The 11,756-nt window shown below is 37.4% G+C and carries 13 protein-coding genes; 4 read left to right on the forward strand and 9 right to left on the reverse strand.

Annotation, left to right across the window (positions count from 1 at the left end; translation table 11 throughout):
- Positions 1–2: 2 nt before the first annotated feature.
- The 4 genes from hisG to T529_RS0104145 all read right to left on the reverse strand — a co-directional run bounded on the left by hisG (position 3) and on the right by T529_RS0104145 (position 3,248).
- Positions 3–623: an ATP phosphoribosyltransferase gene (gene hisG, locus T529_RS0104130; protein WP_033162358.1), complete on the reverse strand. Its 621-nt coding sequence runs from the start codon at positions 621–623 to the stop codon at positions 3–5.
- A complete protein-coding gene (locus tag T529_RS0104135) occupies positions 616–1,581 on the reverse strand; it encodes an ATP phosphoribosyltransferase regulatory subunit (RefSeq protein ID WP_033162359.1) in 966 nt (321 codons plus the stop codon). Before T529_RS0104135 ends, hisG begins: the two co-directional genes overlap by 8 nt.
- Positions 1,582–1,825: 244 nt before the next feature.
- Positions 1,826–2,764, reverse strand: coding sequence for an AEC family transporter (locus T529_RS0104140; protein ID WP_033162360.1), 939 nt, complete (start codon positions 2,762–2,764; stop codon positions 1,826–1,828).
- A 67-nt stretch (positions 2,765–2,831) separates the two neighbouring features.
- Complete coding sequence (locus T529_RS0104145; protein WP_033162361.1) at positions 2,832–3,248, reverse strand: hypothetical protein; 417 nt, start codon at positions 3,246–3,248, stop codon at positions 2,832–2,834.
- A gap of 87 nt (positions 3,249–3,335) precedes the next feature.
- On the opposite strand from T529_RS0104145, the gene T529_RS0104150 reads away from it, so the two are divergent.
- The 3 genes from T529_RS0104150 to T529_RS0104160 all read left to right on the forward strand — a co-directional run bounded on the left by T529_RS0104150 (position 3,336) and on the right by T529_RS0104160 (position 5,815).
- Complete coding sequence (locus T529_RS0104150) at positions 3,336–4,049, forward strand: MIP/aquaporin family protein (RefSeq protein ID WP_033162362.1); 714 nt, start codon at positions 3,336–3,338, stop codon at positions 4,047–4,049.
- Positions 4,050–4,229: 180 nt separating this feature from the next.
- Positions 4,230–5,576: an NADP-specific glutamate dehydrogenase gene (gene gdhA / locus T529_RS0104155; protein WP_033162363.1), complete on the forward strand. Its 1,347-nt coding sequence runs from the start codon at positions 4,230–4,232 to the stop codon at positions 5,574–5,576.
- A 41-nt stretch (positions 5,577–5,617) separates the two neighbouring features.
- The gene (locus T529_RS0104160) at positions 5,618–5,815 is read left to right on the forward strand and encodes a hypothetical protein (protein WP_033162364.1); all 198 of its coding nucleotides are present in this window, start codon (positions 5,618–5,620) and stop codon (positions 5,813–5,815) included.
- A gap of 13 nt (positions 5,816–5,828) precedes the next feature.
- Here the strand turns inward: T529_RS0104160 and T529_RS0104165 are convergent, their stop codons facing one another.
- From T529_RS0104165 to lepB, 4 genes are all read right to left on the reverse strand, one after another.
- Positions 5,829–6,707, reverse strand: a complete 879-nt coding sequence (locus tag T529_RS0104165) for a DegV family protein (RefSeq protein WP_033162365.1) — start codon at positions 6,705–6,707, stop codon at positions 5,829–5,831.
- Between the two features lie 74 nt (positions 6,708–6,781).
- Positions 6,782–7,663 (reverse strand): DegV family protein, encoded by an 882-nt coding sequence (locus tag T529_RS0104170; RefSeq protein WP_033162366.1) that lies wholly within the window; start codon positions 7,661–7,663, stop codon positions 6,782–6,784.
- A 227-nt stretch (positions 7,664–7,890) separates the two neighbouring features.
- On the reverse strand, positions 7,891–9,651 hold the full coding sequence (locus tag T529_RS0104175) for a P-loop NTPase family protein (RefSeq protein ID WP_033162367.1): 1,761 nt from the start codon (positions 9,649–9,651) through the stop codon (positions 7,891–7,893).
- Positions 9,652–9,818: 167 nt separating this feature from the next.
- Complete coding sequence (gene lepB, locus T529_RS0104180; protein WP_033162368.1) at positions 9,819–10,319, reverse strand: signal peptidase I; 501 nt, start codon at positions 10,317–10,319, stop codon at positions 9,819–9,821.
- A gap of 124 nt (positions 10,320–10,443) precedes the next feature.
- Between lepB and T529_RS0104185 the strand changes: the two genes are divergently transcribed.
- Positions 10,444–11,220 carry a hypothetical protein gene (locus tag T529_RS0104185; protein WP_033162369.1) on the forward strand — a complete coding sequence of 259 codons (777 nt, stop codon included), beginning with the start codon at positions 10,444–10,446 and terminating at the stop codon, positions 11,218–11,220.
- Positions 11,221–11,306: 86 nt separating this feature from the next.
- On the opposite strand, the gene T529_RS13450 is transcribed toward T529_RS0104185, so the two are convergent.
- Positions 11,307–11,756: zinc ribbon domain-containing protein (locus T529_RS13450; RefSeq protein ID WP_033162370.1), on the reverse strand; the 450-nt coding region annotated here is incomplete at its 5' end.

Below are 11,756 nucleotides of genomic sequence, written 5' to 3' on the forward strand. Positions count from 1 at the left end.
CGTTATTCGTCCCCCTTTAATGCATTGATGAGTTTAAAGATCTCATCACGTTTATATTTATAGCTGACTTTATTGACAACCATGCGGGTTGATACATCAGCAACCTTATCAATCACTTCAAGACCATTAGCCTTAAGTGTTGAACCTGTTTCAACAATATCAACAATCGCATCACTCAGTCCGACAACCGGTCCTAGTTCAACAGAACCTTCTAACTTAATGATTTCGACATCTTCTCTTTGGTTCGCAAAGTATTGTTTGGCGACCTTAGTATACTTTGATGCAATTTTCTTACGGCGTTCAAAATGCTTTTCTTTATATTCTGGATAGGCACATAGTGCGAAGTAGCACTTGCCAATCTCAAGATCCAGCATTTCATAATAATCATCATAATCTGATTCCATTAAGGTATCCGATCCGACAAATCCCACATCAACAATGCCATGTTCAAGAAATGTCAGCACATCATTGCTTTTCGCAAAGATCATCTGGATGCCATCCTTTGTCTCAATAAGTAGTTCACGATCTTTATTGAAGATGGGATCCATGTCAAAGCCTTGTTTAGCGAGCAGTTGACAAACCTGCTTTTCAATACGTCCTTTCGTAATCGCAATTTTAATCATTGGCTTCATCCTCCTTGCTTAATGCTTCAAGTAATGTATTTAAGTGATAGGAGAAGCCAATGGCTGGCACTTCCTTATCAAAATAGCTTAAGAGCTTATCATAGCGTCCACCAGAGAGAATAGCATAGGCTGAATAGTAACTATAGCCCTTGATCATGATGCCCGTATAGTAATTCTGAGTAGGCACCATGCAGAGATCAAAGACCATATTTTCTTTCATAGTACTGATGTCATACATGGCCATCATTTCATCAATCGCTTCAATCAATATCTCATCATCGATGATTTCTCTCATCTTCTTTAAATCATTGATATCACCAAATGAATAAGGCAGCTTCAATAAGAGTTCTTTAAGTGAACCCGTAAAGCCTTTTTCTTCCACAAAGCTTTTCATCAGTGAGTTTGCTTTCTTATCAAGAATATAACGCAAACGTTCATCTTGTACGAGCGTCTCTAAGCGATGGAAGAATTTTGCATGACCAAGTTCAAGCTTGCAATTGGTGATGCCAATGGATTGCAAAGATGCTTCAACAAGTTCTAAGCACTCAGCATCGCCCTCATAACCACCTTTACCAAGAAGTTCCATACCACCCTGATAGAGTTCACTGCTTCTTCCCTTATGACGTTCCTGAATACGATAGACCTTACCAAAATAGCTATAACGTCTTGTCTCACTTGTATGGGCATTATTGTAAAGACGGGCAATCGGAACGGTAAAGTCAGCACGTAAGGTAATCAGCTTGCCTTCCCCATTGACGAATTCAAACATGCTTTCTTCATTATCATTACGGATTTCCTGATAAAGGTTGGCATATTCAAATGTCGGTAACATCAGTTCTTCATAACCATGGGCTTGAAAGAGATTTCTCAGCTGGCTTTCGATTGAACGCAATTTTGAAGCATCAAGACTTGCCGCATCCGTACTTTCTTCCGGTATTAAATATTTAAATTCTTCCATAACTTCCTCTCCTTAAAGAAAAAAGCGGGTTACTAATAACCCACTTAGAAATATTGAGTATTAGATCACAGTCCTTATTTATATGTCAAAGGGGACTGTATCCTGATGATACAACCCTAGGTTCTGTGATGATGGCGATGTAATTTTGAATAGTTTCTTGTGTTTTTCATAAATATCTACCTCGCTTGTTGTAATAATAGCACAAGAGCGTATGAAAAAAAAGAACTAATTTCATAAATTAGTTCTACAAGCCAACGGCTAGACTATAGACCATATTTAATAATGGCATTGTGAATAAGCAGAAGATGACCGTCATCGCATTAATCAGCGAGCTTTCTTTTTCTTCATTATGATAGATGGAAGCAAACTGTGTCACAGTGGAAGCACTTGGACCACTTGCCGCAAGTAAAGAAATCATCAAGACCTTATCCGCTCCCACAAAGAGATTGTGGATATGGAATAAGACAATGATGGCAAGAAAGAGAGCTGGCAGTAAGATTAAACGGAAGAAACTGATGATATAGACACGTTTATTGGTAAAGGCTTCTTTCATATTCATTTCCGAAAGCAACATGCCCACTACAAGCATGGATAAGGGTCCCATGGGATTTTGTGCGGAATTGAGCGCACTATAAAGCATGGTTGGTAAATGGATATGTGTAATACAGAGAATAATCCCTAACGCAATCGCAACCATATTGACATTAAGGAGGATATGCCTGATTTCAAAGTGTGCATCACCACTCATAATGGTCTTACAATGCGTCCAAAGCAGGATTGTCTGAACCATCATATAGCCTGAGGCATAAAAGACCATCTTCTGACCTAGGACAAGTGTCACTAAAGGCAGGATCAGATTGCCACAATTACTATAAATCATACTGGCTTTTTCCATGGCATTATAATGCCAGAAATGATCCAATAAGCCAACCACACCAAAATAAAGGATATGCACGCCTACAGCTGCCCCCAGGGCTAAAAGAAAGCCCTGCATACGACTAGGTGTCAGTTCAATCTGGAATGCAATAATAATGGCTGCTGGTGCGCACATATAGAGCACGAGTTTAGAAAGTATTGAAGCGTCACGCGCCTTTAAAACCCCCGTCTTGACAAGCACATAACCAACAACTACCAATAAAAACAAAGCCCCAATCTGGGTCGCTAAAGAAATACTCAATGCCATAATTCCACCTCTGCTTACATCTTAAAACAAAAAGAAAAAGCAGTTTGTGCTTTTTCTCAAATTGAAATTATTTCTTTCTCTTTTTCTTATTCTTGTTTTTCTTGTCATCAAAGGCGGCCTTAAGCATCTGATAGTCAGCATTCGCTTTAGCAGCATTAAAGACATAGAGATTTGTCGTACGATTAAGATAGCCTACTTTAATACGATGCTTGCTTACAACTTCAAAGCTTCTAATATCCTTATATTCCACAAGCACAGGAATCAACATAATGACTTTCCATTCATAAGTCACCAGATAGCTATCATCAAAAGTGACATTATAGCTAAATATAAGTAAGCTAACAGCTAGCACACAAATCACATAGCCAATAGCTCCTCTTGTGAAATCCTTTGACACAACCATCGTATAATTCGTTAAAATAAAAAGCAATGCAGCCATCGTTCCAATAATAATTGTAAAACGCATATCTTTGTATTTCTTCATATCATCACCCTGCTCACAATATATCACATATTTAACCTGTTTGACAAAGATATTTACCATGTTACAATAGGTGCCGGAGGAGATTATATGAAAAATGTAAACTTAAGAGCTTATTTAGCTGAGTTTGTCGGAACACTGATTCTTGTTTTCATGGGAACTGGTTGTGCAACAGTCTATAGTAGTTCTGTTGCCGGAATTCTAGGCACTTCTTTAGCTTTTGGTTTAGCTCTTGCTTCAATTTATTATGGATTTGGTAAGATTTCAGGAGGTCATGTCAATCCAGCAGTATCGATTGCGATGTATTTTGATGGCCGTTTGTCTTTAAAAGATCTCGTTTTCTATATCATCAGTCAGATTTTAGGTGCCCTTGCCGGTAGTGGTTTATTGTATGCCATTTTAAAGAGTGTCCCAAAAGCCACAATTACAACTCTTGGCTTAGGCCAGAATGGCTATGATGCCGCTAGCACTATTAATGTTGGTGTGACTGGTGCCATTATTACAGAAATCGTTCTTACATGCATCTTTGTCTTAACTGTTCTAGGTGCAACAAAGAATGAACGTTATAAGAATGTCGCTGGTATTGCGATTGGTGGAGCCTTAACACTTGTCCATTTACTTGGCTATTCGATTACAGGGACATCCGTTAACCCTGCCCGTTCTTTAGCTCCAGCATTGATCTTAAAGATGCTTGGTGTAAGCACAGCCCTTAATCAGGTCTGGGTCTTTATTGCCGGTCCAGTTCTTGGCAGCTTGATTGCCGTATTCTTATTTAAAGTCTTCACTTCTAAGAAAGAAGCCTAACTTTGAGCAGTCTTGTACTGCTCTTTTTTCTTATTCATTATTTCTTATATTCATAAATATATGTATTAATTTTACTACATTTATACAAATTTAATAACATATTACTCTTTTGATAAAAATTTACTTTGTCTTTTAGAAAATATTAGCTATAATGATTTTACATACGAGGAGGATATCTTGATGGGATACGTAGAAAGAGTATTAGAAGAATTAGAAAAGAAAAATCCTGGTCAGCCAGAGTTCTTAGAAGCAGTTACAGGTGTCTTAAATAGCTTAAAGCCAGTTATTGAAGCACATCCTGAATATGAAAAAGCTGCTTTATTAGAAAGACTAGTTGAACCAGAAAGACAGATTATGTTTAAAGTACCATGGGTTGATGACAATGGTCAGGTACATGTCAACAGAGGTTTCCGTATACAGTTCAACTCTGCCATTGGTCCATATAAAGGTGGTTTAAGATTCCACCCATCTGTTAACCTTTCTATTATCAAATTCTTAGGTTTTGAACAGATTTTCAAAAACTCACTCACAACTTTACCAATCGGTGGTGCTAAGGGTGGATCTGACTTTGATCCACAGGGCAAGAGTGACGCTGAAGTTATGCGTTTCTGCCAGAGCTTCATGACTGAACTTTATCGCCATATTGGTCCTGATGTTGACGTACCAGCTGGTGATATCGGTGTTGGTGGAAGAGAAATTGGTTACTTATATGGTCAGTACAAGAGAATCACTAATTCTTGGAATAATGGTGTCTTAACTGGTAAAGGTATGTCATTTGGTGGTTCATTAATTCGTCCAGAAGCAACTGGTTTTGGTTGTGTTTACTATGGTGATGAAGTCTTAAAGCACTTCAATGAATCATATGAAGGCAAAACAATTGTGATGTCTGGTTATGGTAATGTTGCCTGGGGTATTGCTCAGAAGGCTACTGAATATGGTGCTAAGGTTGTTACAATCTCTGGTAGAGATGGTTATGTTTATGATGCAAATGGCATTAATACAAAAGAAAAATGGGACTTCTTAGTAGAAATCCGTACAAAGAACGAAGTGAAGTTAAAAGACTATGCAGAGAAGTTTGGTGCTGAGTTCCATCCAGGTGAAAAGCCATGGGGCAAAGTGAAAGCTGATATTGCTTTCCCATCAGCAACACAGAATGAAATCGATGAAGCTGATGCAAAGGCATTAATTGAATCTGGTGTGAAATATGTATTTGAAGGTGCTAATATGCCTACAACTCCAGGTGCTCAGAAAGTCTTCAGAGAAGCTCAGGTTGTTGAATCTCCAGCTAAGGCATCTAACGCCGGTGGTGTTGCTGTATCTGCCTTAGAAATGGCTCAGAACTCTATGCGTTATAACTGGACTGCTGAAGAAGTCGACAACAAGTTAAAGACAATCATGAAAGATATCGTTGCCAACTCAGTAGCAGCAGCTAAGAAATATAACTTAGGCTATGATTTAATTGCCGGTGGTAATATTGCTGGTTTTGAAAAAGTAGCTGAAGCTATGATGGCTCAGGGATTATATTAATAAGAAGGGAACAGCTGTTCCCTTTTTTAGTAGGAGGATTTATGCGTTATAAAATTGTTGAGATATTGGAACCTGATTTTGGCTGTGAAGGCAGAACTGATGGCTATGTACAAGTGGATGATGTTGTGGTAGAAGATACTTTAGGAACACGGCATATTCTCAAGATGGAAGATGCTAAGCTTTATGATTTAGAGCTTGATGTAGGAAGTTATTTAGAGATAGAAAAGGTGGACGATTAGTCCACCTCTTTGTTTATTTATTCAATTTATGCATGATTGATGCCCCTAAGATATGAGGACCAGTATGACAGACAATGATTTCACTCAGTGGGACAACAGTAATAGGATAATCCATACGGTTAGGAAAAGCTTCAGCAATCTCATTTGCAAAAACTTCTCCTTCTTCCCTATTTCCAGCATACGCCACCCCAAAATAGCAATCCCTTCCTTCAGGATCGTTGAACTTTTCAATTGCGTCATGCTTTAATGCCTTAATGATTTCTCTCTTAATGCCTTTTTTCGTACGTGCTCTAGTGAATGTATCAAGATGGCCTCCCTCAACAATCGTAAGCACAGGCTTAATCTTCAATATTGATCCAATTGCCGCAACAGCTGGCGTTAAACGCCCACCGGCTTTTAAGAAATCAAGTGTCTCTAAGCCAATATAGATGGTATTGTCGTCACGATTTGCTTCAAGCAGTTCTTTGATTTCACTTGCCGTTTTGCCTTCATCAATAAGCTTCAAGGCTTGAAGGACACTGATCTTTTGAGAAAAGGAAACCTTACGATTATCAACAACCTGTATTCTTTCTTCATTAAGATCACTTGCAAGCATGATGGCGGACTGACAAGTACTTGATAGACCACTTGTAAGTGGAATATGGACAATCGCATCATATTCTTTTAATAATTCCTGCCATATTTCTTCAATTGTATAGAGTTCTGGCTGGGATGTATGGATTGTTGCACTAGGTTTTAGTGTTTCATAAAAGGCGTCTTCCGCAATATTCACATCCTCAAAATACGTCTTTTCATCAATACTGAAGGGCATAGAAATCACGGTAATGCCTAATTCTTTTGCCTCTTGTTGGCTGATGCCACTTCCTGAGTCTGTTGTTACTGCAATCTTCATGATCAATCACCTCAAAAGATAATTATAATGACTACATTATTTATCATCAAGGTATTATTTATATGAAATAGGTGTTAGAGTTCAGGAAGTTTATGCATGATAGCTGCCCCAAGAATACCTGGTCCCGTATGACATACGACAATCTCGCTAAGTGGCTCTACAGCGATAGGCACATCCATGCGTGATGGGAATGCTTCCGCAATCTCACTCGCAAAAGCCTCTGCTTCATCACGATTACCGGCATAAGCCACCCCAAAATAGCACTCCCTGCCTTCTGGATCATCGAACTTCTCTAAAGCATCCTTCTTTAAGGCATTGATGATTTCACGTTTAATGCCTTTTTTACTTCGTGCCTTAGAGTAAGTATCTAGACGGCCTCCTTCCACGATTGTAAGAACTGGCTTAATCTTCAACAATGAACCAACAGTCGCTACAGCCGGTGTAATACGTCCTCCTGCTTTAAGAAAAACTAATGTGTCTAAGCCAATATAAATCATATTATCCGCACTATGTTCTTCTAGAATATTCTTGATTTCCATAGCATTTTTGCCTCTTTTCACTAATTCACACGCTTCAAGAACACTTCGTCTTTGCGTCAACGCAACCTTTCGATTATCAACAACCTGAATTCTCTCTTCATCAACTTCACTTGCCACAAGTAATGCTGACTGACAAGTGCCAGAAAGGCCACTAGAGATTGGAATATGAACAATATAATCATATTCCTTTAATAACTTTTCCCACACTTCTTCCAATGTATAAACAGCTGGCTGTGATGTATGTATTGGCAAATGAGCATTAAGCGCCTGATAAAACTCAGATTCTGTGATATTTATACCTTCAAAGTATGTTTCATTATCAATCATGAATGGCATTGGTATAACAGTTATACCTAAACGTTTTGCTTCCTGCTGGCTAATACCGCTGCCTGAATCTGTTGTAATCGCAATCTTCATTACTGAATCCCCCTATTCATTTGGATTATATACTGTATTATTTTGAATTTCAATATTTATATTTTGATATTCATATTGTATAAGTGATATATACTTTAGCGATATATATAGCATATAAATTTGATTTCTATTTTTTGTGGAATACTTTTTAGTAATGGGGCATTTCATATCTTTTTGCTTTCGCATGCAAAAAAGAGACCCAGTATTAACTGAATCTCTCTAAATAACTATTCTTCATCTGGTAACTTCTTAAGTTCTTCTTCACCAGTGATATATCTAAGAATGGCAAGTGCTGCGTCCTTAGGGCCATTATGTTCATTACCCTTAATACCAAGTCTTGTATGTAACTGGCCGACTTTAACACCCTGCTTAAACATCTTATCAAAATAATCTTTTAAGATAGGGTCTGTCTGTTCCTGACGCTGTACTGGACCAAATGGATTAGCAAAATATGAACCGACTAAGCCATATTCTGTTGTTGTACCCTTAGCCATACGCTGGCCTGCTCTGAAGACTTTTAATGCCTGTTCTTCATTATCAAAGAATTCCAAAGGTTCTCCTGTTTCTTCATAGTTATTCGCATATAAGAACATATCAACATCATGCTTAGCAACAACATCCTTATAGTCAGTAATTGGAATAACAATACGAGCATTCTTCTTGTCTGGGTTCATGAAGATTGAGCGATCAAGTTCTTTGAATGAATAACCAGCATCCAAGTCATCAAGACGGACGAAGGCACCTGTTTCTGTACCTGATGTTTTGACTCTGCGTGATTCAGCATCATAGCTTAATACACCCATGTCATCATAGATTGTCTTAATATCTTCAATGTAGGCTGCACCAAGAGCTTTAATTTGTTCAATTGTTTCACTCTTACCTGCTCCTGAATCACCCATTACTACGATATTCTTTGATGTACCATCATGGAGTTTCATAACAACCATTGCCCCATGAATTGGAAGGTTACCATGGTTGATCTGTCTAATATTATGTAATGTTAGACACATTTTCTTCATATAGCCGAAGTAATCGAATTCATCATTAGCTGAAAGTAATGCAACCATCATATCATTCTTATCATCCTGATAGAATGCCTGATTCTTTTCATTATCTTCATAGCCATAAACATAGATTAAGTCTGGTTTACGGCCACGATATTCAGATTCATCCGCTAAATCAAAGAGGTTACATAATGTAATACCCTGGGCCATATACTTAATATTGAAATAAACGAATGCAAGCTGATCACCAACTTTAGCTGGATAACAGAACCATTCATCAGGATCAAACTTATGATCTTCAATTGGGTTATAGTTGATTTCAGGGAATACACCATCACGTTTATTACGACGTGAATACATAATAAATGGTGGATGGATGACAACTTTTTCTATAAATGGGATATCATCTAAGCATCTATATTCATATGGTAATGATGTACGTAAACTTGTAATCTCTAAGCCAGCATTCACACCTGCAGTGATCTGACGTAAGACTTTTTCTGTCTTATGTGTTGCCTGATAGCTAATTGTGCGATATGTACGTAAGATAAGTTTTTCGAATTCTTCCTGGGCATCCGCAAAACCAACGTTCTGATAACCTTCACGTTTTTCATCGTTGATGACTAAAGCATAACGTTGTAATTTACGCCAGAATAAATAAAGCTGTTCTATGAGTTCTTCAAGCATATCACTATCTCTGAAATATGGCTTGAATTCTGGACGTGTGCCACCAATTTCACTTGGTCCCATAATTAATAATAATCTAAAGATATCTTTTAACTGGTGTGCTAAAGCGATATCGTCTGATTCAATCTTGTGTAAGTAAGTGTATAATGTTGTCTCACGACGGGCATTATCCTTAATAAATTTACGTAGTACTCTGAAAAAAGATTCACTTTCAATCAGTTCACAACGACTCTGACAGAATTCTTCAGAGAAGTTTAATATTGCATTACCTCTTGTAATTTCAAATTTGAAAGCCATTCAACTACCTCCTATTCAAACTGATTATATACCAAAGTATTCATAATGCAAAAAGAATATTTTTTGATAGCGCTTTTATTTTCACCATTTTATAAATATCCAATATATACATCAAATATTTTGAAATATTAGTAATATTGCATCAAAAAAGAGTGTTATAAAACACTCTAGAAAAGATGGAAGAAGACCTTACCAACAATATGCTGTTTAAAATCAAGGGCCCCAAGCACTCTAGAATCAGAAGAATTATTACGATTATCCCCCATCACAAAGAGCTTTCCATCAGCCACATGATAACTCCAGCTTTCCTTAGCCATATCTTCCATAATATAACCTTCATCAAGTTTCTTGCCATTACGATACATTACACCATCCTTACAGCTAATCGTATCACCTGGCTTACCAATAACTCTCTTAATGATCTGTTCATCACCATCACCAAAATTCACTTCAGCCACAACAACATCTCCATATTTTACATCACTTAGCTTATAGAAACGTTTATTGACTAAGACGACTTCACCATTGTGATATGTTGGATCCATGGAATGTCCAACAACACGACTGACCTGTACGAAAAAGAGCAAACTATATGTCAAGATTACTGTCACTATGACAACTTTCACATATTCCCAAATTGTACTTTTTAAACTTTGTTTTTTCTCCATATTATTCACCTGGGGATATTATACTCTAACTAAGAGTTTATGGCAATTAAGCATATGACGACTATTTTAAAGTTCATGAATTTGTGCTAAGGTTTACTTGTATAAGAGCTGAAAGGAATAGGACATGAAACGATTTTTACTTACATTAACACTCTGTGCACTTGTTTTATCTGGCTGTAGTAAAAAGAAAACAGAAAACTTCGCTTTACTTACTGGTATGAACAAAACACAGGTAGAACATATTCAAAAACACTACACAACACTCATTGTAAAAGGAACCTTTACAAAAGACACAACGACAATAATCAAAAAGCATACAACGATCCTTTATGGTCAGATCAATATGACTGCCAACAAGAATCAAAATTATCAAAATAGTAATATCACACATAAAAATACAACCTATGCCAATATCACCTTAGATGCATGGCAAAAACATATCAAAGATCAAATCAATACCATGAAAACAAATGGCTATGATGGTCTTTATGTCCGTGGTTTCAATCTCTATGAATATTCCCATAAAGATATAAATACATACAATGTTATGATGCATTTTCTTGACTATGCCCACAAGCTAGATATGAAAGTCATTATTCAGGATGGTCATATCTTTATTGATGATTTCATCACCCACAAAGAAAACAAAGATCTCATCACTGGTGTATTAAAAGAAGATGTCTATACAAAGTATAATAAAAAGAATCGTACACTTGGACAGGATAAGAAAGTCAGTGATGAAAAGAAAGCTTTTCTTAATCGTGTTGTCAAATATGGCATGAAAGCTTATGTCGTTGAATATACAAAGGCGAGTGACTGGAAAGCTGTTATTGAACATGATGCGAAGAAACGTGGCTATAACTATGTCATTATCAAGCATCACAATAAGACAAAAGAGTGAACTACCACCCACCTAAAGGTAGGTGGCTTCTAAGAACCTGACGGTTCTATTTAAGAAGTTTGATATTTAAGTTTCCACCTGACAAGTCAGGCAATCCTTATTCTTACAGGCATGTCCACTTCGCCTCTACCGTATAGGATGTTGACATCCACAACGCTACTTTTACGCATGATGTTCAGTGCTCCGTTGACATCTGCATTGATTGTTTTCCCATTTGCGGTTTTATACTGCCCTCTGTGTACTCTTTTGCCGCTAAACTGATATCCTCTTGGATTATCAGCATTGTAAACAGGGATGTCATCCTGATCCCAGAATGATGATTTTGATGTATAGGACTCTTCCTGCTTTACAAATACAATGCCATTCAGCCTGCAGAGATATTCAAGCTTGCTGCGGAGCTGACCGTATGGGATGTTTACAAAGTTCTGATTATTCCGCTTCCCTATATGGCTGTTAAGCTGAAACGTTTCGTTGTAACCGACTACGAGAGCGCCTATATCATTAGCGATACAGTAGTTTATTACTTTGCGGGCAGC

The organism is Sharpea azabuensis DSM 18934 (assembly GCF_000702165.1).
Lineage (GTDB): Bacteria > Bacillota_I > Bacilli_A > Erysipelotrichales > Coprobacillaceae > Sharpea > Sharpea azabuensis.